The sequence below is a fragment of the Streptomyces sp. GESEQ-4 genome (genome assembly GCF_017948455.1).
Lineage (GTDB): Bacteria > Actinomycetota > Actinomycetes > Streptomycetales > Streptomycetaceae > Streptomyces.
In genome coordinates this window covers 33469-54783 of the sequence record NZ_JAFFSU010000001.1, presented here as the reverse complement: position 1 = coordinate 54783, position 21315 = coordinate 33469, and the positions used below count along the sequence as shown (strand labels likewise).

The 21315-nt window shown below is 69.8% G+C and carries 21 protein-coding genes and 1 pseudogene; 15 read left to right on the top strand and 7 right to left on the bottom strand.

The window, feature by feature from the left end; all coding sequences use genetic code 11:
* Positions 1–9: 9 nt before the first annotated feature.
* From KCH48_RS00285 to KCH48_RS00275, 3 genes are all read right to left on the bottom strand, one after another.
* The gene (locus KCH48_RS00285; protein WP_210569152.1) at positions 10–825 is read right to left on the bottom strand and encodes a DUF427 domain-containing protein; all 816 of its coding nucleotides are present in this window, start codon (positions 823–825) and stop codon (positions 10–12) included.
* A 58-nt stretch (positions 826–883) separates the two neighbouring features.
* Positions 884–1867, bottom strand: coding sequence for an aldo/keto reductase (locus KCH48_RS00280; RefSeq protein WP_210569150.1), 984 nt, complete (start codon positions 1865–1867; stop codon positions 884–886).
* 92 nt (positions 1868–1959) lie between these two features.
* On the bottom strand, positions 1960–2622 hold the full coding sequence (locus tag KCH48_RS00275; protein WP_210569148.1) for an NUDIX domain-containing protein: 663 nt from the start codon (positions 2620–2622) through the stop codon (positions 1960–1962).
* Between the two features lie 104 nt (positions 2623–2726).
* On the opposite strand from KCH48_RS00275, the gene KCH48_RS00270 reads away from it, so the two are divergent.
* The 8 genes from KCH48_RS00270 (at position 2727) to KCH48_RS00235 (ending at position 12076) form a co-directional block, all read left to right on the top strand.
* Positions 2727–4091, top strand: coding sequence for an amidohydrolase (locus KCH48_RS00270; protein WP_210569146.1), 1365 nt, complete (start codon positions 2727–2729; stop codon positions 4089–4091).
* Entirely contained in the window at positions 4081–5115 is a 1035-nt protein-coding gene (locus tag KCH48_RS00265; protein WP_210569144.1) for a LacI family DNA-binding transcriptional regulator, read from the top strand. Before KCH48_RS00270 ends, KCH48_RS00265 begins: the two co-directional genes overlap by 11 nt.
* Positions 5116–5207: 92 nt before the next feature.
* A complete protein-coding gene (locus KCH48_RS00260; protein WP_210569142.1) occupies positions 5208–5957 on the top strand; it encodes a glutamine amidotransferase in 750 nt (249 codons plus the stop codon).
* A gap of 136 nt (positions 5958–6093) precedes the next feature.
* Entirely contained in the window at positions 6094–7188 is a 1095-nt protein-coding gene (locus KCH48_RS00255; RefSeq protein WP_210569140.1) for a BMP family protein, read from the top strand.
* Positions 7189–7201: 13 nt separating this feature from the next.
* A complete protein-coding gene (locus tag KCH48_RS00250; protein ID WP_210569138.1) occupies positions 7202–8788 on the top strand; it encodes an ABC transporter ATP-binding protein in 1587 nt (528 codons plus the stop codon).
* Entirely contained in the window at positions 8785–9897 is a 1113-nt protein-coding gene (locus KCH48_RS00245; RefSeq protein ID WP_307840754.1) for an ABC transporter permease, read from the top strand. The genes KCH48_RS00250 and KCH48_RS00245 overlap by 4 nt, the downstream gene beginning before the upstream one ends.
* Entirely contained in the window at positions 9894–10829 is a 936-nt protein-coding gene (locus KCH48_RS00240; RefSeq protein WP_210569136.1) for an ABC transporter permease, read from the top strand. The genes KCH48_RS00245 and KCH48_RS00240 overlap by 4 nt, the downstream gene beginning before the upstream one ends.
* A 68-nt stretch (positions 10830–10897) precedes the next feature.
* Positions 10898–12076, top strand: coding sequence for an esterase-like activity of phytase family protein (locus KCH48_RS00235; protein ID WP_210569133.1), 1179 nt, complete (start codon positions 10898–10900; stop codon positions 12074–12076).
* A gap of 3 nt (positions 12077–12079) precedes the next feature.
* Here the strand turns inward: KCH48_RS00235 and KCH48_RS00230 are convergent, their stop codons facing one another.
* Positions 12080–12655 carry an ABATE domain-containing protein gene (locus KCH48_RS00230; RefSeq protein ID WP_210569131.1) on the bottom strand — a complete coding sequence of 192 codons (576 nt, stop codon included), beginning with the start codon at positions 12653–12655 and terminating at the stop codon, positions 12080–12082.
* A gap of 82 nt (positions 12656–12737) precedes the next feature.
* Between KCH48_RS00230 and KCH48_RS00225 the strand changes: the two genes are divergently transcribed.
* On the top strand, positions 12738–13919 hold the full coding sequence (locus KCH48_RS00225; protein WP_210569129.1) for an epoxide hydrolase family protein: 1182 nt from the start codon (positions 12738–12740) through the stop codon (positions 13917–13919).
* A 27-nt stretch (positions 13920–13946) separates the two neighbouring features.
* Here KCH48_RS00225 and KCH48_RS00220 read toward each other — a convergent pair whose 3' ends face one another.
* Together KCH48_RS00220 and KCH48_RS00215 are read right to left on the bottom strand one after the other, a co-directional pair.
* Entirely contained in the window at positions 13947–14306 is a 360-nt protein-coding gene (locus KCH48_RS00220; RefSeq protein ID WP_210569127.1) for a nuclear transport factor 2 family protein, read from the bottom strand.
* Between the two features lie 25 nt (positions 14307–14331).
* Positions 14332–15117: an SDR family oxidoreductase gene (locus KCH48_RS00215; protein ID WP_210569125.1), complete on the bottom strand. Its 786-nt coding sequence runs from the start codon at positions 15115–15117 to the stop codon at positions 14332–14334.
* A gap of 111 nt (positions 15118–15228) precedes the next feature.
* Here KCH48_RS00215 and KCH48_RS00210 point away from each other — a divergent pair, with 111 nt between their 5' ends.
* Positions 15229–15744 (top strand): helix-turn-helix domain-containing protein, encoded by a 516-nt coding sequence (locus tag KCH48_RS00210; protein ID WP_210569123.1) that lies wholly within the window; start codon positions 15229–15231, stop codon positions 15742–15744.
* 71 nt (positions 15745–15815) lie between these two features.
* Here KCH48_RS00210 and KCH48_RS00205 read toward each other — a convergent pair whose 3' ends face one another.
* A complete protein-coding gene (locus tag KCH48_RS00205) occupies positions 15816–16019 on the bottom strand; it encodes a cold-shock protein (RefSeq protein ID WP_210569121.1) in 204 nt (67 codons plus the stop codon).
* Between the two features lie 362 nt (positions 16020–16381).
* Between KCH48_RS00205 and KCH48_RS00200 the strand changes: the two genes are divergently transcribed.
* The 5 genes and pseudogenes from KCH48_RS00200 (at position 16382) to KCH48_RS41885 (ending at position 21315) form a co-directional block, all read left to right on the top strand.
* Positions 16382–17131, top strand: a complete 750-nt coding sequence (locus KCH48_RS00200; protein WP_210569119.1) for an SDR family oxidoreductase — start codon at positions 16382–16384, stop codon at positions 17129–17131.
* Between the two features lie 185 nt (positions 17132–17316).
* Positions 17317–18156: a helix-turn-helix transcriptional regulator gene (locus KCH48_RS00195; protein ID WP_210569116.1), complete on the top strand. Its 840-nt coding sequence runs from the start codon at positions 17317–17319 to the stop codon at positions 18154–18156.
* A gap of 93 nt (positions 18157–18249) precedes the next feature.
* Positions 18250–18729, top strand: a complete 480-nt coding sequence (locus tag KCH48_RS00190) for a MarR family transcriptional regulator (protein ID WP_307840753.1) — start codon at positions 18250–18252, stop codon at positions 18727–18729.
* Positions 18730–18876: 147 nt separating this feature from the next.
* Positions 18877–20433, top strand: a pseudogene (locus KCH48_RS00185) (MFS transporter); the annotation flags it as partial.
* Positions 20434–20532: 99 nt separating this feature from the next.
* Positions 20533–21315, top strand: a complete 783-nt coding sequence (locus KCH48_RS41885; RefSeq protein WP_246884731.1) for a collagen binding domain-containing protein — start codon at positions 20533–20535, stop codon at positions 21313–21315.

Here is a 21315-nt window from a genome sequence, read left to right as displayed (position 1 = left end):
GGCCCCGCGCTACGGGCGTGGCCGGGTGCCGAGCGACGCGCTGAACGGGGTGACCGGGCGTTCGAGGCGTTCGCCGTCCACGGTGATGTCGATCGCCTCGTTGTAGAAGGCGAAGCGCCCCCTGATCGCGGCCACCGCGGGAAGCGGGTCCGGATAGCTCCAGAGCAGGTTCGGTGGTACGTCGGCCTCGCCCCGCCACGACCAGTAGTCGGCGGTGCCCTTGTACGGGCATGACGTGTGGTGGTCGGTGGGGACGAACAGATCGCGGCGGACGTCCTCGGGCGGTATGTAGTACCGCGTCGGCAGCGAGGTCTCGAAGAGCAGCACCGGGCGAAGGGTGTCGGCGACCAGCGTGCCGTCGATCTCGACCTGGACATGGCGGCTGCTGGGCAGCGCGTCCACCCGCTTGTGCGGGTCACGCGGGTGGACGAAGATCTCCTCGTCCTCCTCGTACCAGTGGTCGAGACCCCTGTCCCAGCGCAGGAACCAGGCGAAGGCGATGTGCCCGGCCAGATCCTCGGCGGGGAAGGTCCACGCCGCGTTCTCCACCACCTCGCCGTCGACCTCGATGTCGTAGAAGACCTGCGAGCCGGTGTGCGTGCCGGTCGGCGGGTTCTTGGCCGGGCGGAGGAGGTCGGTGCGGACCTCCTCCCGCGGGAAGGCGTACTGCGGAACGGGCAGTTCGGGCTCCCAGACGAGGACGGGATGCCGGCTGTTCACCACGGTCACATCACCCTTGACGCCGCGCACCCAGCGTTCGCCGGGCTCCCACAGGAGGCCCTCGGGGGTGGTCCGGATGGATCGCTCGGTGGGCAGCATGGGCATGACCCGCTCTCCTTCGGCTCTCCCAGCAGCCTACTGCGCAGCCGAACCACCGTCTCGGTCAGTGAGCGGCGTCCAGCCGGGCCCGCTGCTCCTCGCTCAGCTCCAGATCGACGGCGGCCAGGTTCTCGTCCAGCTGCGCCACCGACGACGCCCCCGCCAGCGGCAGGATCGGCAGCTCGCCGCCGATCTGCCAGGCCAGCACCACCTGGTTGACGGTCGCGCCGGTCTCCCGGGCGACCTCCCGCAGCACCTTCAGACGGGCCGGGACCCCAGGGTGGTCGAAGTCCGCGGGCAGCCGGTCCGGGTGGGTGTAGGCCCCCCTCAGCAGCGGCGAGTAGGCCACCAGGGTCAGTCCGGGCTCGGCCCGCAGATAGCCCAGCAGCTCCGCGCCGGCGTGGCCGAGGCTGCCGTCGGGGAAGAGGTCACTCGGTACGTCGGTACGGGGCCGCAGATGGCTGTGCGCGTACTGGAGCACCTCGTAGCCGGGAAGTCCGGCCGCGGCGGCGAGACCGCGGGCGCGCTCCACCCGCCACATGGCGTGATTGCTGACTCCGAGCATTCCGACCGTGCCCTCGGCCACCAGCTCGGCAAAGGTCTCGACGGTCTCCTGGAGCGGGACCTTGTGGTCCTCGATGTGCGCGTACAGCAGATCCAGCTTGGCGACGCCCAGCCGTTCCCGGCTGCGCTCGGCCGACTCCCGGATCACCTTCGCCGACAGGCCTTCCGGGTTGTCGACATAGCTGGTGCCGGGAGCGAGGGGGCGGGCGCCCAGCTTGGTCGCGATGACGATCTCGTCGCCGACACCGCGACTGCGCCGCCACCGGCCGAGCAGTTCCTCGCTCTGCCCGCCCTGGCTTCCGTCCTCCCAGAAGGCGTAGTTGTCGGACGTGTCGATGAACGTGCCACCGGCCTCGACATAGCGGTCGAGCACCGCGAAGGAGGTCGCCTCGTCCGTGCGTGAGCCGAACAGCATGGCGCCGAGGGCGAGCACGCTCACCTCGCGGCGGGTCTTCGGGTCGGTGCCGATCGTGCGGTACTTCATGGTGGATGCCTCCCGTTCCGCGCCCGCGTTCGGGGCACGTGAACGGGAGTCTTCAGCTTGAAGTGCTCTTCAAGTCAAGGGAGTACGCGGGTTCAGCCCGCGAACGGCCCCTCCAAAGCGGCCCACTGGAGCAGCATGATGGTCTTGGCGTCGGCGATCTCCCCGGTGCGGATCATCTCCAGGGCTCGGCGGAAGGGCACTTCGAGGATCTCGATGTCCTCGCCCTCCTCGTCCAGTCCCCCGCCCTCGTGGGTGCGGGTCGACGGTCCGTACTCGGCGGCGTAGAAGCTGACGCGTTCGGTGACCGAGCCGGGGCTCATATAGACGTCGAAGACATGCCGGACGGCGCCGATGGTGTGGCCGGTCTCCTCCACCACCTCACGCCGTACGGCGATCTCCGGGTGCTCGTCATCGTCGTCGAGCAGTCCCCCCGGCGTCTCGATCAGCATCCCGTCCGGGTGGTTGTTGACGTAGACGGGGTAGCGGAACTGACGGGTGAGCAGCACCGTTTCGCGTTCCGTGTCGTACAGCAGCATGGTGGCCCCGTTGCCGCGGTCGTGCGTCTCCCGCTGCTGGGTGCTCCAGGTGCCGTCGGCACGCTGGAGGTCGAAGGTCGTCGCGCGCTCGACGTACCAGTGACTGGAGAGCAGAGTCACCTCCCGCACCTTCACACGCGGGTTGCCGGTCAGGTCCAGGCCGGTCCGGTCGAGTCCGGTGCGGCCGCGGCGGTCGGGGGTGTCGATACCGGCGGTCATCGGGTGGCGCCATGAGGGTGGAGTGAAGTGGTCATGCCCGTCTTCTACCAGTTGCGAGCGTTCGCCTGTTGTGCAAAACGTTTTGGATATCTAGCTTGTGCCGCATGAGCGACAGAACGCCTCCGCCCGCGGGCCGTCTCCTGGTGAGCGGCTGCGATGTGCTGCGTGTTCCGCCGGAGGGCGCGTGCGAGATCCTCCCGGCGCGGGACATCGTGGTCGCGGACGGTGTCATCGAGGAGGTGCGGCCGACCGGCGCCGCCCCCGCCGACGACACCGCGGAGGTCGTCGACGGGCGCGGGCTGCTCGCCGTACCGGGCCTGGTCAACGCGCACACGCACAGTCCCATGGTGCTGATGCGCGGTGCGGCGGAGGACGTGACGGTCGAGGGGTGGTTCAACGAGCGCGTCTGGCCGATGGAGTCCAACCTCACCGCGGCGGACGTGCGGGCCGGGGCGCGGCTCGCCTGCGCGGAGATGATCCGTTCCGGCGTCACCGCCTTCGCCGACCACTACTTCTTCCCCGAGCAGATCGCCGAGGCGGTCGCCGAGACCGGCCTGCGGGCCGATATCGCGCCCACGTACTTCAGCAGCGGGGGCCGGGAATCCCTCGAGGCCGGAGTGCAGTTCGCCGAGAAATGGCACGGGCGGGCGGCGGGCCGGGTGACCGTCTCGCTCGGGCCGCATGCCCCGTACACGGTGAACGACGCGGACCTGCGGACCCTGGCCGGGCACGCCCGGGAGCTCGGCCTGCGGACGCACATCCACGCCGCCGAGCATGTGGAGCAGACGCAGTCCAGTCTTGAGCGGCGCGGCATCACCCCGATCCGGGTGCTGTACGAGACCGGGGTGCTTGAGGCGGGTGTGCTGATAGCGCACGGCTGCGGCATCGTCGAACAGGCCCTGCCGCTGCTGGCCGAGTACGCGAGCACGACCGCCGTGGCCTGCTGCCCCAAGGTGTATCTCAAGCACGCGCTGTCGCCGCTCACCCCGGTCCGCGAGCTGCTCGGCGCGGGGGTCACGGTGGCGGTCGGCACGGACGGCGCCGCCGGTCACAACACCCTCGACGTGTGGGAGGCGCTGCGGCTGGTCGCGCTCACCCAGAAGCAGGCGGTGCGCGACGCCACCTGGATGACCGTCTCCGACACCCTGCGCCTGGCCATGCGGGGCGGCGCCCGCGCCCTGGATCTGGCGGACCGGATCGGCGCTCTCGAGCCGGGCATGCGGGCCGACATCGTCCTCACCGACCTGTCCGGACCGCACTGCCGTCCGCTGCACGACCCGCGCGCCGCCCTGGTCTACAGCGCCCGCGCCAGTGACGTACGTACGGTGATCGTCGACGGCCGCGTCCTGATGCGCGACGGGCGGCTGCTCACCGTGGACGAGCCGGCGCTCCTCGCGGAGGCCGACGCACGGGTGGCGCGGATTCTCGACACCTCCCACGGAAGGGCGGTGCAGCACTATGACCCCTGAGCCCGACAGGGCCCCCGTCCGCGGTGCGGCGTCCATCAAGGACGTGGCCGCGGCGGCCGGGGTCAGCCCGACCACGGTCTCGCACGTGCTCAGCGGCAACCGGCCGGTCAACGAGGAGACCGCCACCCGGGTGCGCGGTGTCGTCAACCGGCTCGGCTACGTCCCCGCGTCGCTGGCGCGCAGCCTGCAGGCCGGTTCCACCTCGGTGATCGGCCTGCTGATCCCCGACATCAGCAACACCTTCTTCGCCGAGCTCGCCAAGGGCGCCGAGGACGCCGCCCACGACCTCGGCTACGGCCTGATCCTGTGCAACACCGAGTTCGACGCCGATCGCGAGGACCGCTATCTCGGCATGATCCGCAGCCGGTTCATCGACGGGATGGTGTACGCCTCGGGGTCCCCGCCGTCCCGGCGCCGGCTGGAGGCTCTGATGGGCAAGTTCCCCATCGCGCTCGCCGATGAGGAGGTCGAGGGTCTGGAGGGCGCCCTCATCGCCACGGCCGACCACGAGGCGGGCGGGCGGCTGGTCGGGGAACACCTGCGCTCCCTCGGTCACCGCCGGGTCCTGATGCTGACCGGACCCGGGGCCCTGCGGAGCAGCGTCGCCCGTGCGAACGGCTTCGTCGAGGCCTTCCGGGGCGAAGTCGTCGAGCGGGTCGGCGACTTCAAGGAAGCATCCGGCTACGTCCTGGTCGACAAGCTCCTCCAGGACGGCGGCCTCGGCTGCACCGCCGTGTTCGCGGCCAACGACCTGATGGCGTTCGGCGCCCTCACGGCGCTCAGGGACGCGGGTCTCTCGGTGCCTCAGGACGTCTCGGTGGTCGGCTTCGACGACATCCGAGCGGCCTCGCTGGCCCATCCGTCCCTGACCACCGTCCACCAGCCCGCCTACGACGTGGGCCGCACCGCCACCGCCCAGCTTCTCCAGTACGTCTCCCGGGGCGAGATCCCGCCCGCCTCACGGCACACCCTCCCCGTCGAACTGAAGGTGCGGGGCAGCACGGCGCCTCCCACCACCCGCTGACCCGCGCATCCCCCCTGCTCGACAACCGCGCCACGCGGCCATGTCCCCGTGCCCGGCTGCCTCAACGCGCCCTTCCCGAAAGGCGGTTCGCCATGCCCAGAGTGCTCGTCATCGGCGAGTCCTGGTTCACGTACACGGTGCATCAGAAGGGCTTCGACGCCTTCCACACCGCGGAGTACACCGAGGGCGGAGGCGTCTTCCTCGACGCCCTCCGCTCCCAGGGCCACGACGTGACCTACGTTCCCGCGCACGAGATCCCCACCCGGGTGCCCCACTCGGCGGCGGGCTTCGACGCGTACGACGTCGTGGTCATCAGCGATGTCGGCGCCAACAGCTTCCAGCTGCCGCCCGAGACCTTCGGCCGGTCCGTCGCCGCGCCCGACCGCTCGGAGCTGGTGCGCGGCTTCGTCGAGCGAGGCGGCGGGGTGCTGATGATCGGCGGCTACCTGAGCTTCAGCGGTATCGACGCCCGCGCGCGGTGGGGGCGTACGCCGCTGGCCGCCGCGTTGCCGGTGGTCATGGTCGATCGGGACGACCGGGTGGAGCTGCCGGCCGGGGCCGTGCCCGAGGTGGTGGGCGAGCACCCGCTCGTACGGGGGCTGGACCGGTCCTGGCCGGCGCTGCTCGGCCTCAACGAGGTCGCGGTACGGCCGGAGGCGTCGTTGCTGGCCGAGTGCGCCGGGCATCCGCTGCTGGTCGTCGGCGGACACGGCACGGGCAGGTCGGCCGCGTTCACCTCCGACGTGGCACCGCACTGGGCGCCGCCGCCGTTCCTGGCCTGGGACGGATACGCGGAGTTGTGGGACCGGCTGGTGCGCTGGCTGGCCGGGGCGGAGCGGTGAGGTGCCGCGCCGCTCGGCGATGTCTGAAATTCCCACACCGGAAATCACACAGAAACCGGCCGACGTAGCCAAAACGTTTTGCACTTCCTACTGTCGACGCAGCCGCTCACTCAGCAACACAATGATCAGGAGGTCCATGATGCGATACGGAAGAACCGCCGCCTTCGCGTTGACCGGCATGCTCGCGCTCACCGCGTGCGGAGGATCGGGCGGGGACGATTTCGGAGCGGCCGCCTCCGGTAAGCCGCGCGTCAAATTGGTGATCAATGGCGGGCTGGGCGACAAGTCGTTCTTCGACTCCGCCCACGAGGGGCTGAAGAGGGCTCAGAAGGACCTCGGTTACGAGCTCAAGGTGGTCGAGCTGGGTGCCGACCGCACCAAGTGGGAGCCCGGATTCGAGGACGCCGCCTCGGCCGACGACTACGACATCCTGGCGGCCGGGACCTTCGAGGTCACCGACTACATCGGCGAACTCGCCCCGCAATTCCCGGACAAGAAGTTCTGGCTCTTCGACGCCCCGGTCGACTACAGCGGCAAGAACGGCACCTGTTCCAACAAGTGCGAGAACGTCTACTCCGTGACCTTCAAGCAGAACGAGGGCGGATATCTCGCCGGATTCCTCGCCGAGAAGCTGGTGACCGGGAAATCACTCAAGGGCGCCGAATCCCTGAAGAAGGTCGGCGTCATGCCCGGAGTGAAGATCCCGTTGATCGAGGATTTCGTGGTCGGTTTCAAGGCGGGATTCAAGGACGCGGGCGGACAGAACTCCGACGTGCTCGTGCAGTACGTGGGCGGCGACAAGCCGTTCAGTGATCCCGCGAAGGGCAAGGAGATCTCCACCGCCATGTACGGCCAGGGCGCCGCGCTGGTGTGGCCGGTCGCCGGGCTCTCCGGCCTCGGCACCTTCGAGTCGGCGGTCGCGGCCGGGCGGTACACCTTCGGCGTCGACTCCGACCAGTACCAGACCCTCACCGACCAGGCGCAGAAGAACACCGTCGTCACCTCCATCCTCAAGAACGTCGGCAACGCCCTGTACAAGGCCGCGCAGGCGGACCAGAAGGGCTCTCTCAAGTACGGCGCCGTCGACTCCGTCGGTCTCGCCGAGGACGCCGTCGGCTATGTGAACGACGACCACTTCGCTCAGCTGGTCCCCGAGAAGATCCGTACGGAGCTCCAGGAAGCCGCCGACCAGGTGAAGTCCGGCTCCGTCACGGTCCCCAGCGCCTTTTAGCCGGACGGCCTCGATGATGAACGAGCCATGGGGCGAGGACGGCCCCGCCGTCGCCGCCCGCGCCATCACCAAGACGTACGCCAACGGAGTCCGCGCGGTGCGCGGTGTGGACCTGGAGGTCCCGCCCGGCGAGATCCGCGCGGTCGTGGGCGAGAACGGCGCGGGCAAGTCCACGCTGATGAAGCTGTTCTACGGCCTGGAGCAGCCCTCCTCCGGGGAGCTCCTGGTCGGCGGCCGGCCCCGCGTGCTGCGCGGCCCGGCCTCGGCGATCGCCCTCGGCGTGGGCATGGTGCACCAGAACCTCATGCTGGTGCCCTCCTTCACCATCGCGCAGAACGTCGTCCTCGGCGTCGAACCGGGCCGCCGCGGTCTGGTCGACCCGAAGGCGGCCATGGAGACGACCGCCCGGCTCGCTGAGGAGTCCGGACTCGCCGTCGACCCGAAGGCGCGCGTCGACGAGGTGTCGGTCGGCATGCGGCAGCGCGCCGAGATCCTCAAGGCCCTCCACCGCCGAGCGCGCGTACTGATCCTCGACGAGCCGACCGCCGTGCTCACTCCGCAGGAGACCGAGGACCTGTTCGCCGCCGTACGAAGGCTGCGCGACGACGGAATGACCGTGCTGTTCATCTCGCACAAGCTGCGCGAGGTGCGCGAGATCAGCGACAAGGTGAGCGTGATGCGGGCCGGTTCGCTGGTGGGGACGGTCGCCACCGCGGACGCCACCGAGCGGTCGCTCGCCTCGATGATGGTCGGCCGCGAGGTCTCCCTGGACGTGGACCGCGCCCCCGCCCGCCCCACCGGAGTCACCTTGCGGGTACGGGGCCTCGGCTACGAGGCGCCGACCGGGCAGTCCCTGCGCGGCGTGGACTTCGACGTGGCCGCCGGGGAGATCGTCGGTGTGGCCGGCATCGAGGGCAACGGCCAGAGCGAACTCGCCGAGATCCTCGCCGGGTTGCGCCGGCCGACGACGGGCACGGTCCACGTCGGCGGCACCGACACGGCCGGTCTGGACGTGGCCGCGCACCGCGGGGCCGGCATCGGCTACGTACCGGAGGACCGGCTGTCGAACGGCGCCGCGCTCGACGAGTCGATCGCCGACAACCTCGTCGTCGACCGCCACGACCGCCCACCCCTCGCCCGCCACGGCATGCTCAGCCCGAAGGCGGTGCGTGCCCACGCCGAGCGGCTGATCTCCGACTACGCCATCCGCACCCCCGACCCGTCGGTCCCGGTGCGCGCGCTGTCCGGCGGCAACCTGCAGAAGGTGATCGTCGCCCGTGAACTGTCCGCTGTACCAAGGCTGTTGATCGCCTCTCAGGTCACCCGCGGGGTGGACGTCGGCGCGATGCGGTTCATGTACGAGCAACTGGTCGCCGCGCGCGACGCGGGCACCGCCGTGCTCCTGGTCTCGGCCGACCTCACCGAACTGCTCGCCCTCTCCGACCGGTTGCTCGTCCTCAAGGACGGCCGCCTGACCGCCCGGTTCGACGACACGACCGGCCTCACCGAAAAGCGCGTCGGACTCTACATGCTCGGCATCGAGCACCACGACCGCGACCACCTCACGGCCGGCCTGACCGACCTGGGGGACGCCCCGTGACCGGCACCCTGATCGAGACCGAGGACCGGCGCGAGTACCGAGCGACCCGTCGCCGCGATCTCGCGGTGGACATCGGCATGGCCCTGGCCACCATCCTGGCCGCCCTCGCCATCGGCTTCCTCGTCATGCTCGCCACCGGCAAGGACCCGATCCGGGCGTACGAGGTGATGCTCACCGGCCCGCTGGACCGCTCCTTCCGGGTCGGCCGCTGGCTGGAGGACGCCACCACGCTCACCCTGCTCGGCCTCTCGGTCGCCATCCCCTTCCGCGCCCGGCAGATCAGCCTCGGCGCCGAGAGCCAGCTCTACGCCGGTGCGCTGGCCGCCGGCGCGGTCGCGATCTTCCTGCCGCTGCCGCCGGTCGCCGCCGTGATCGTGCCCATGGTCGCCGCCGCCGGCGCGGGCGCCGGAATGGGTCTGGTGCCGGGATCGATGAAGGCCCGCCTCGGCGCCAACGAGATCGTGGCCACGCTGATGCTCAACGCCATCGTCGTCCGCGTCTACGACTACCTGGTCAACGGTCCGCTGAAGGAACCCGGGAGCAGCGCCGTGCACTCGAAGTCCATCCAGGACGATGCCGCGCTCACGCCGCTGACCGACTGGTTCGGCACCCCGATGGGCCGCGCCAACGTCGGGTTCGGCGTCATGCTGCTCACCGCGGTCGCGCTGTGGCTGCTCCTCACCCGCACCCCGCTCGGCTACCGCATCCGCATGACCGGCTCCAACCCCGGCTTCGCCGAGTACGGCGGCATCAAGGTGCCCCGCGTCATCGAGTGGAGCTTCGTCATCGGCGGCGCGGTGGCGGGCCTCGCGGGAGCCCACCTCGTCCAGGGCGTCTACGGGCGCCTGGAACCGGGTCTCGCCGGCAGCCTGGCCTTCGAGGGGATCGTCGTGGCCCTGCTGGCCAGGAACAACCCGCTCGTCGTGGTGGTCGCCGGGCTCTTCTACTCCTATCTGCGCGCCGGGGGCGACATCATGGAACAGCAGACGGACGTGGGCACCGAGATCGTGGTGGTCATCCAGGCGGTCATCGTGCTGCTGGTCACCGCCCAGGCCCTGCCGGACCTGCTCAAGCGCCGGCTCGCGCGCAGGCAGGTGGGCGTCCGATGAGTTCCCTGCTCGACGTCGTCCTCAGCAGCGCCTTCCTGGCGGCGGTGCTCCGGGTCGCGACCCCCTACCTGCTCGCCGCGCTCGGCGGACTGGTCGCCGAACGCGCCGGCATCAGCAACATCGCCCTGGAGGGCCAGATGCTCGGCGCGGCCTGCACGGGCGCGCTGGTCGCCGGATACAGCCACTCCGTCGCCCTGGGCGCGGTGTGCGGGGTCGCGGTGGCGGCGCTGATGGGGGTGCTGCTGGCGGCTCTGCGGCTGGAGCTGGGCGCCGACGCGATCATCGCGGGCATCGGCCTCAACCTCCTCGCCTCCGGCGGTACCGCGTTCGCGGTCTACACCCTCCTCGACGACAAGGGCGGCACGTCAGGGCTGAAGAGCGGCACATTGCCGACGGTCACCCTGCCGGGCGTGGAGAGCGTTCCCGTACTCGGTGATGTGGTGAGTGGTCAGAACATGATCACCTGGCTGGCGTTCCTGGCCGCGCCCTTCGTCGCCTGGCTGTTCTTCCGCACCCGCTTCGGCTTCCATCTGCGTGCGGTCGGCGAGATGCCGGACGCCGCCGCCTCCGTAGGGATTCCGGTCCGACGGGTCCAGTACGCCGGCCTCGCCCTCAGCGGCGCGCTCGCGGGCCTCGCCGGGGTCTTCCTCAGCATGGGCTATGTGTCCTTCTTCGTACGGGACATGACGGCCGGCCGCGGTTTCATCGCCCTCGCCGCGGTCTTCCTGGGCGGGCTGCGCCCGTGGGGCGTCTTCCTCGCCGCGCTCGGCTTCGGCGCGGCGGAGGCCCTGGCCGTACAGCTCGGGACGCTCGACGTACCGCCGCAACTGGTGTCGACGATCCCGTACGCCCTGACGCTGGTGGCCCTCGCGCTCTACGCGTGGCGGCGCAAGCGACGCGGCGCCACCGGGGAGGTCGCCGCCTCCCTCTGACGCGGCCCCGACTTCCCGTGCAATCAGTCCTTTTGGTCAGTCCTTTTGGAAGGTTTGGAAGGTCACCCATGCGACGACACAGACACCGAGTGCACTGCGGACACGCGCTCCTCGGTTCCCTCACCGCCGTCGGACTCCTCGGCAGCGTGGCTCTCGTGAGCGGCTTCGCCGCGGAGCCCGCGGCGGCGGCAAAGCCGCGGAACGTACGGCTGCTGGACACGATCACCGTGCCCGCCGGGACCACGGAGTTCGGCATGCCGTTCGGCGGGCTCTCCGGGATCGACTACGACCGGGAGTCCGGCCGATACGTCGCCCTCAGCGACGACCGCTCGGAGAACGGCAAGGCCCGCTTCTACACTCTCCGACTGCCGCTCGACGGGGCCGCCTTCGCCGGTGACAAGCCCGTACTCGACGGCCTGACCGTGCTCGACGACACCACGGGCGAACCCTTCACCGCAAAGGCGGTCGACCCCGAGGCGATCCGCTGGACGCCGGACGGCAACAGCCTGCTGTGGACCAGCGAGGGAGCCTCGTCGTCCGGGCAGCCTGCCTTCGTCCGGGAGGCGGCCACTTCGGGCGGTTACGAACGCGAACTGCCGTTGCCCAAGGCGTACGCGCCCGTCAGGTCGGCGTCCGGCACGCTCACCGCCGGCGTCCGCAACAACCAGGCGCTCGAAGGCCTCACCCTCTCCCCCGACGGCAGCAAGGTCGTCACGGTCACGGAGAACGCGCTCATCCAGGACGGCCCCGCAGCCTCCTTGACGACAAAAAGCCCGTCCAGGCTGCTGGTGGCGGACCGGGCGACGGGCAAGCCGAAGGCCGAGCACGTCTACGAGGTGGACCCGATCTCCGACGCCCCCACCGCACCGCTGCCGCCCCCGGTGGGGACGTACTCGGCAGACCGGGGGGTCACCGAGATCCTCGCGATCAACGAGACCGACTACCTCACCGTGGAGCGCTCCTTCGCCTCCGGTGTCGGCTTCGCCATCCGGCTGTACTGGACCAGCACCATCGGCGCCACGAACGTGAACGGCGAGTACGCCCTGTCCGGCGACGAGAAGCCGATGCGGAAGAAGCTGCTGTACGACTTCACCACCTCCGGCACGGACGCCGACAACGTCGAGGGCATCACCTGGGGGCCCAGGCTGCCCGACGGCTCCCGCTCGCTCGTCCTCGTCACGGACGACAACTTCGGGTTCAACGGCAGTGTCACCAAGTTCCATCTGCTGTCGGTCCGTTCGAGGTGACGGTCACTCCGCCGAGCTGAGGTTCTTGCGCCGGCTGGCATGGAAGCGCGCCTTCTTCTGACGATTCCCGCACGTGTTCATGTCGCACCATTTGCGGGTGCGGCTTTGACTGGTGTCGAAGAAGGCGGCTCGGCAGGTCGGCGATGCACACAAGGCCAGTTTTCCGTCTCGTTCGCCCGCGATGATGCTGATCGCGTCGGCGGCGATCACGCTGAGGGCGTCTTCCACGCAGGAAGCCGAGCTGAGCCGCCATCGCCGCTTGCCGTCGGGCGTCAGGATCGCCGCGGCCCGACCCTGAACGCTGCGGTCGTTGATGACTTGGACAGCGGAGGCGGAGAGAGGTTCATGGAGCGCGGCCGCGGTCGCGGCGGCGTGAATCGACTCCCGCAGTTCCCGAGCGAGTTCGAGCTGGGCGGTGGTGCAGGAGTCCACGGCGAGGCCGTTCACCGCCAGCCAGTCGACGAGTCGGCGCGGTGTGGGAATCCGCTCGACAGCGTCGCCATGACGCTCCGAGAGAGTCCCCGTGAAGCTGGTCGCCAGCACATTGCCGAGACGGAAGTCAGGGAACCCGGTAGGCATGGAACCACCTTAGCCGGTTGCACGCCGACGCGAGGGCATAGTAGAACCGTCTTAGCCGGTTCCGCGATGGCCAGGAGGTCTCATGCCCCGTCCGACCAGCGACGTGCAAGCATTTGAAGCCCACGCACCTGATGCCGAACTCGACGAACTGCGCGCGCGATTGGCCGCGGCGCGGCTGCCGGAAGCCGAAACGGTCCATCGCCCCGCGCCCGACCCTCGCCGATGGGACCAGGGCGTTCCGCTCGCCGACCTCGTCGATGTCGTGAACTACTGGCGCACCGGGTACGACTGGCGGGCGTTCGAGGAGCGCCTCAACCAGATCGGCCAGTTCCGCACGACCATTGACGACCTGGGAATCCACTTCCTGCACCGCCGATCCACGCGCACGGATGCCACTCCGCTGATCTTGACGCACGGCTGGCCGGACAGCGTCGCTCGGTTCATCGATGTGGTGGACGAGCTGGCAGATCCGAAAGACGCGGACGCGCCGGCGTTCCACGTCGTGGTCCCGTCGCTGCCGGGCTTCGGTTACAGCGACAAGCCGGCCACCACCGGGTGGGGAACCGAAAAGATCGCGGCCGCATGGGTGGAACTGATGGGAAGGCTCGGCTACAGCAAGTTCGTGGCCCACGGCGGCGACTGGGGCGGCAATATCACCACGGTTCTCGCGGGCAGGTTCCCGGCGCACGTACTCGGCATCCACACCACGTTCGCGGAGGGGCCGCCCGGGCTGACAACGGACGGGCTGACGGCGGTCGAGCGCGAGTGGGCCGAGGGAACCCGCGATTTCTGGCGCCACCGCGCGGCGTACGCGAAACAGCAGGCGACCCGACCGCAGACCATCGGCTACTCGCTCGTCGACTCGCCGGTCGGACTTCTTGCCTGGATCCTCGACAAGTTCGCCGAGTGGTCGGACACGGAGGACAGCCCGTTCGAGACGATTTCCCAAGACCGCGTTCTCGACGACGTCACCCTGTACTGGCTGACGCGGACCGGCGCGTCGGCGGCCCGCATCTACTACGAGAGCCACAACTCCCTGGACCCCGAACTCCGGGTCGACGTCCCGTCAGCAATCACCATGTATCCCCGCGACGTCGAGAAGTGCCCGCGCCCCTGGGCACAGGAGCGGTACCGACAGATCGTCCACTGGGGATCGCCGGAGACCGGGGGACATTTCCCGTCGCTGGAGGTTCCCGAGTATTTCGTCAAGGACCTGCGAGAGGGCCTCGCGGCAGTGCTGGCCGCCAGTGCTCTGACCACATAGGCGGCAACGGGTGGCGTCGCCAGGGACTCAGGGTTCGATGACGAGGCGTTCGATGAGGCCGTCGTGGAGTGTGAACTGGTAGCGCAGATCGACGGTCCCGCCGGGGAAGTCGCCCTCGAGGTGGTGGGTGGCGATGTAGCGGGTCGCGTCGGTCTGCTGGGCGCCGGTGAGGTGGATCGTGTAGCTGAATTCGGTGGCCGATCGGTCGAGCCACTCCCCGATCGCCTCGGCGCCCTCGTAGGTGTGGCCGTCGTCGATCACTGTGGCTTCGCGGGTGAACGCCGTGATCGCGCCGGCGGTGTCGTGGGCGCGGTGCGCGTTCAGGTAGCGGGTGATCACCTCGGGCAGGGTGTCCTGGGTGCTGGTTCGGGACTGGTTGTCGTGCATGACGCTCCTTGGGGTGGTGGCGGGTTCAGACGGTGGGGGTGGTGCCGCCGTCGATGACGTGTTCGGCGCCGACGATGGCCGAGGCGCGGTCGGAGACGAGGAACGCGACGAGTTCGGCGACCTCATCGGGCCGGTTGGGACGGCCCAGCGGGATGCCGCCCAGGGAGTCCATGAGCCGGCCCAGCGCCGCTTCCTGGGTGATGTCCGCGTCGCGGGCGATCCGGGCGACGAGGTGGTCGGCGGCCGAGGTCTGCACGAAGCCGGGCGAGACGGTGTTGACGCGGACGCCGTGCGAGGCGACCTCGTTGGCCAGGCCCTTGCTGTACGTGGTCAGGGCGGCCTTGGCGGCGGCGTAGGCCAGGGTGCCGTTCCACAGCGGCATGCGGCGCTGGATCGAGGTGACGTGCACGATCACGCCCTTGGCCGTGGCGATCATGTGGGGCAGGAGCGCGCGGTCCAGGCGGACGGCGGCCAGCAGATTGGTGTTCAGCTCCCTGGCCCAGTCGTCCTCGCCGAGCGCCGCGAACCCTCCGGCCGGCGCCTCGGATCCGCCGAGGGTGTTGACCAGGATGTCGACGCCTCCCACACGGGCGTCCACCTCGGCGGCGACATGGGCGGCGCCCTGGGCCGTGGACAGATCGGCGGTGATGAACGTCTTCTCTTCGACGTCGTCGGGGCGGCTGCGGGCGGTGACCAGGACGGTCGCGCCGGCCTGGGCGAGACGTCGGGCGATGGCGGCTCCCGTGCCTTTGGTGCCGCCGGTGACCAGAGCGCGTCGGCCTTCGAGGGATTCGCTGATGGGTGTGGTCACGGTGTGCTCCGATCCCGGGCTGCGGGCGCCAAAGGCACACCAAAGGCACCGCCCCCGTCGTTACTGCTAAAATGGAAGCTACTAACTTCGACTTTAGCAGTAACTGAGGGGATGGTCGCCGTGGCAAGCCGGATCAGGCTGGAAGACCGGGAGTGCCCGCTGTCCACGACGGTGGAACACGTAGGCGAGTGGTGGACGCTGCTGATCCTCCACGACGCCTTCGACGGCTACACGCGCTTCGACCAGTTCCAGGAGAGCCTGGGCATCTCCTCCAGCATGCTCACCACCCGGCTGAAAACCCTCGTCGCCGACGGACTACTGGAGCGCCGGCCCTACCAGACCAACCCCGTACGCCACGAGTACGTCCTCACCGAACTCGGGCGCTCCCTCCGACCGGTGATCGTCGCCCTGGCCGCGTGGGGTAACTCCCGCCTGACACCGGCCGAACGCAGCATGATCCTCATCGACGCGCACAGCGGCGAGGAAGTCGAGCCCGTCGTCGTCGACGCCAGGACGGGCCGCCGACTCGACGACAGCGACACCTACGTCTTCACCGCGGGCCCTGCGGCCAGCGACGCCATGCGCCATCGATATGCGACACGACCGACCACTCCCGCGGAGGCGTAAGACTGGGGCCGGCGCCGTGTGGCGCCGGCCCTGGCATCAAGAGATGTCCGGCAGGTATTGCCCGCCAGGTCTCAGATGGCGCGGACGTGCGAGGCCTGCGGGCCCTTGGGGCCCTGGACGATCTCGAACTCCACGTGCTGGTTCTCCTCGAGGCTACGGAAGCCGGAGCTGTCGATCTCCGAGTAGTGCACGAAGACGTCCGGGCCGCCCTCGGCCTGGGCGATGAAGCCGAAGCCCTTCTCGGCGTTGAACCACTTGACGGTTCCCTGAGTCATTTTGTTGCTCCTTGCAGGGGCTGGGGTACGGGACCCGCACCGTGCGGTGCCCCGGGCCGGCCTGGACGCTACTTCTCCAGTTCCCTGAAAGAAGGCGGCGCCCGCGACATCGTTCTTCGCGAGCGTGCGGTGAAACACAGACACAAAAACTACGACCGCCCCGTACAACCCGCCCCCCGCCGGATTCATTCCCGCCGCCTGCCGCAGCGTGACGTACCGACGACCAACCAGGACGGGACCACTCCGCCAGGCAGAGACCGCCGATCCATGGATAAACCTTCCTCTCCCACCCCTGCGCGGGCGCTCCTACGGTCGGGGCTGCGGGCGCTCACCGGCCCGCCGTACCGAAGGAGCAAGACCCCATGAAGATGACCGGCAACACGATCCTGATCACCGGCGGCACCTCGGGCATCGGCCTCGGCCTGGCCCTGCGCCTGCACGAGGCCGGCAACAAGGTGATCGTCGCCGGCCGGCGCAAGGAACTCCTCGACGAGATCACGGCCGAGCACCCGGGCATCGACGCGCTCGTCCTCGATGTCGCGGACCCCGACTCGATCGCCCGGGCCCGCGAGACCGTGGCGGCGAGCCACCCGGGGCTGAACGTCCTGGTCAACAACGCCGGCATCATGCAGTTGGAGAACCTCCTCGACCCGGCCGGACTCCAGGTCGCCGAGGATCACGTCACGACCAATCTGCTCGGCACGATCCGGATGACGTACGCCTTCCTGCCGCTGCTGGTGGGCAAGGACGACGCGGTCGTCATGAACGTCACCTCCGCGCTGGCGTTCGTACCGTTCCAGGTCACCCCGACCTACAGCGCGACCAAGGCCGCGCTGCACTCCTTCTCCGAGAGCCTGCGCATCCAGCTCGCCGGTGCCGACGCCGGCGTCCAGGTGATCGAGGTGGTCCCGCCGGGCGTGCGTACGACGCTGCTGGGCCAGCAGGACAGCGACCAGGCCATGCCGTTGGACGACTTCCTCACCGAGGCCCTCGATCTGCTGCGCGAGAAGCCTGACGCGAAGGAACTGGTCGTCGAGCGCGCCAGGTTCATCCGCGACGCGGTGGCCACCGGCTCCTACGACGACGTCCTCGCCATGATCAGCGGCAGCTGACCGATCTGGAACGACCGTCGCGAAACACGGACGAACGCGCCCCGGTCGTCGGACCGGAGGCGACCGGCTCCGCCCTGAGTGCCGGCGGACACGCGAGCGCGGTCAGGCCGTGGGCTGGAGGGTGCTGCTCAGCCATGGATCGGCGGTCTCTGGATAGGGGGGCGGGATGCGGCGAGGATGGGGGCATGGACAAGAAGGCACTGGCGGAATTCCTGCGCCGCAGGCGGGATGTGTTGCGCCCCCGCGATGTCGGGCTGGTCGAGGGGCGGCGCAGGCGTACGCAGGGGCTGCGCCGCGAGGAGGTCGCGCAACTCGCCGGTATGTCCACCGACTACTACGCCCGGCTGGAACAGCAGCGTGCTCCGCAGCCCTCCGTCCAGATCACATCGGCTCTCGCCAGGGCGCTGCGGCTGACCCCGGACGAACGCGACCATCTCTTCGTCCTCATCGGCCACAACGCCCCGGCCCGCTTCCACCGCTCCGAGCACGTCAGCCCGACGCTGATGCGGGTCCTGGACCGCCTGGACGACTCCCCGGCCCTGGTGCAGACGGACCTGCTCGACACCCTCGCAATGAACCCGTTGGCCGTCGCGCTGGTCGGCGACCTGACCCGCCACACCGGTCTGGCCAGCAGCGGCTACTACCGCTGGTTCATGGACCCGGCCGAACGTCTGGTGTATCCCGAGGACGTCCACGAACACCACGGCCGTGCCAATGCGGCGCGCCTGCGGGCCGCGCTGACAGCCGGCAGCGACACCCCCCGAGCCGCCCGCATCCTCGCCGAACTCCATGAACACAGCCCCGAGTTCGTCCGCATGTGGGAACTCCAGGAGGTCGCGCAGCGCTACGACGACTGCAAGACCGTCCTCCATCCCGAACTCGGCCGCATCGACGTCGACGCCCAGCTCCTGTTCACCGAGAACCGCGCCCAGACCCTGGTGGTGCTGACCACACGCCCCGGCACGGAGAGCCACAGCAAACTCGAACTGCTCTCCGTCATCGGCCACCAGCAGCTCACCCCCTGACATCGCTCAGTCGATGGCGATGCTCGTCGGTGATGCTCGTCGGCCTCAATGAGTATTTTGACATAGGTTTCTCGCCATAGATAACGTGGCGCCGTGACCGGAACCAGCGAGGCTCGCCCGAGCCAGGGCGTCGACCATGTGGCCGCAGGCCTCGTGGCGTGTCTGCCCGCGCTGAACCGGTACATCAAACAGGGCATCGACCGGCGGCTGCCCTATCCCAAGCTCCCCGAGCGGCAGTTGGCCCTGCTTCAGTACGTCGCCGAGCACGACGGCGCGACCGTCCACGAGGCGGCCGACGCGCTGCGGATGATGCCGAACAACGTCAGCGCCCTGGTCACCCGCCTCACCGAAGCGGGCCTGCTGGAACGGCGTCAGGACGACAGCGACAAGCGTGTGGCGCACCTGTGCGTCACCGCCACGGCGCGTCAACGTATCGGCGAGGTCGAGAACATCGCGGCGGCGCAGCTCGCGTCCGCGCTCCGCACCCTCACCGACGGCGACCGCGACGCCCTCGGCTCGGCGCTCGGCGCCCTCGAAGCTCTCGCCCGGCGCCTGCGCGACCACTCCGCCTGACCGGTCGATCCCGCTTCCCGTACGCCTACTGCCCCTGCCACTGCCACCACGGCGGCAGGGCCGGCTGCGCTGCTCGCCTACACAGCTCCCCCGCACATGTCCACGCGCCAACAGTCGCGCGCCGCACGTCCCGAGGACAGCTCACACATGTCTGTCACCGCTGTTTCCACAGCGTCCACTCCCGTTTCCGACCCCCACCCCCGCGGTCTTCGCGCCAACCCCTGGCTGACGCTGGTCGCCGTCGCGTTCGGCCTGTTCATGGTCGGCCTCGACGGCTCGGTCGTCTCGATCGCCAATGCGGAGATCGCCCGCGACCTCAACGCCACCACCGCCGAATTGCAGTGGGTCACCAACTCCTACCTGCTCGCCCTCGCCGCCGCCCTCATCCTCGGCGGCAAGCTCGGCGACCGCTTCGGGCGCCGCACCCTCTACCTCGTCGGCGTCGTCGGATTCACCATCGCGTCCGTCGCGATCGGCCTCGTCGGCACGGTCGAGGGCGTCATCGCCTTCCGCGCCGTACAGGGTCTCTTCGGCGCGCTGCTCATGCCCAACACCCTCGCGCTGCTGCGCGCCGTGTTCCCGCCGAAGAAGTTCGGCATGGCGGTCGGCATCTGGGCGATGATCTCGTCCGTCTCCACTGCGCTCGGCCCGATCGTCGGCGGACTGCTCGTCGAGCACGTCAACTGGGAGTCCGTCTTCTACATCAACGCCCCCATCGGCGTCATCGCCCTCGTCTTCGGCCTCGTGGTGCTGCCGCAGTCCAGGAACGAGGCCGCCGCGAGCGAGAAGTTCGACGTGCCTGGCGTCGTGCTGCTCGCGCTCGGACTGCTCGCCGTCGTCTTCGGCGTCGTCAAGGGCGAGACGTGGGGCTGGACTTCGGCCGGCACGCTCGGCGCGATCGTCGGCGGTGTCGTCGTCCTGGTCCTCTTCGGCTGGTACGAGACCCGCGTCGCGCACCCTCTCCTGCCCATGCGCCTGTTCCGCAACCCGGCCCTGACCATCGGTACGGTCGTCACCGCGCTGAACTTCTTCATCCTGCTCGGCGTGATCTTCTTCGTGATGCTGTACCTGCAGAACGTACGCGGCTTCACGCCCGTCGAGGCCGGGGTGCGCACCCTGCCGCTCAGCCTCGTCTCCATGGTGGCCTCGCCGCTCGGCGCGAAGCTCACCGAGAGGTTCGGCCCGCGTCTGACCATGCCGCTGGGGATGGTGCTGCAGGCCGGCGCCGCGTTCGCGATGCTCGCGTGGAGCGCCGACTCCTCGTACGCCACCATGTGGCCGCCGTTCGCCGCGCTCGGCCTCGGTGTCGGCATGGTGATGGCCGCGTCGTCCGACGCGATCGTCGGCAACGCGCCCGTCAAGGACGGCGGCGTCGCGGGTGGCCTCCAGGCCACCTCGCTGCAGATCGGCGGCGCGCTCGGCACCTCGGTGCTCGTCTCGATCATCAGCAGCCGCGTCGGCTCCACGCTCACCGACTCGCTGACCGACGCGGGCGTGCCCGGCTCGGTCGCCGCTCGTCTCGAGGAGGCGAAGGACGCGGTCGCGATGGGCGTCGCCCCGGTCTCCGACGCGATGCCCGCACAGCTCAGGGCGGCCGTGGTGGAGGGCAGCCACACCGCCTTCATGAACGGCGTCCACACCGCCGTCCTGGTCACCGGCATCCTCGCCCTCGTGGGCGCCGCCCTAGCGGCGTTCGGCCTCCGAGGCCGGAAGGACGGGCACGACGAGAACATCGAGAACACCGAGGCCGACGAGACCGAGGAGACCGACGGGAAGGTGCCGAGCCAGTCCGCCGCGCCGACGATGCCCGAGGTCCGTTCCTCCGACGGCGTCCCGGTCAGCGGCTACGTCATCGGCGCCGAGTCGGCACCCGTTCCCGGGGCGGCTGTCACTCTGATCTCGCTGGGCGGGCGTCAGTTGGGCCGCGTGCTGGCCCACACGGACGGTTCGTACACGGTGGACGCGCCGCGCGCGGGCAGCTACGTGCTCATCGCCTCCGCCAACGGCTATCAGCCACAGGCCTCCACGGTGGTGCTCGGCGACGAGTCGGCCTCGTACGACATCCTGCTCTCCGGCACCAGCGGCCTGGTCGGCACAGTCACCTCGGCCGACCACAAGGAGCCGATCGGCGGCGCCATGGTGGTCGCGGCCGACGTGCGCGGCGACGTGCTCGCCGCCGGGCTGACCGACACGGACGGCGCCTTCAGCTTCGCCGAGCTGGTGGCCGGCCAGTTGACCCTAGCGGTGACCGCGGCCGGGTACCGGCCGATCGCGCTGCCTGTCGAGATCGCCCCGCAGGGCGTCACCAGGACCGAGGTCGAACTGTCCTCCGGCCTGCAGGTGCAGGGCGTGATCCAAGCCGCGGGCCGACCGCTCAACGACGCGCGGGTCACGCTCGTCGACGCGGCCGGCAACGTGGTGGCCACCGCGACCACTGGCGAGGACGGCGGCTACGCCTTCACCGACCTGGACGGCGGCGAGTACACGGTCACGGCGGCCGGCTACCCGCCGATGGCCACCCACCTGACCGTGCACGGCTCCGGAGTGGAAAGCCACGACATCGAGCTCTCCCACCCGGGCGAGTGA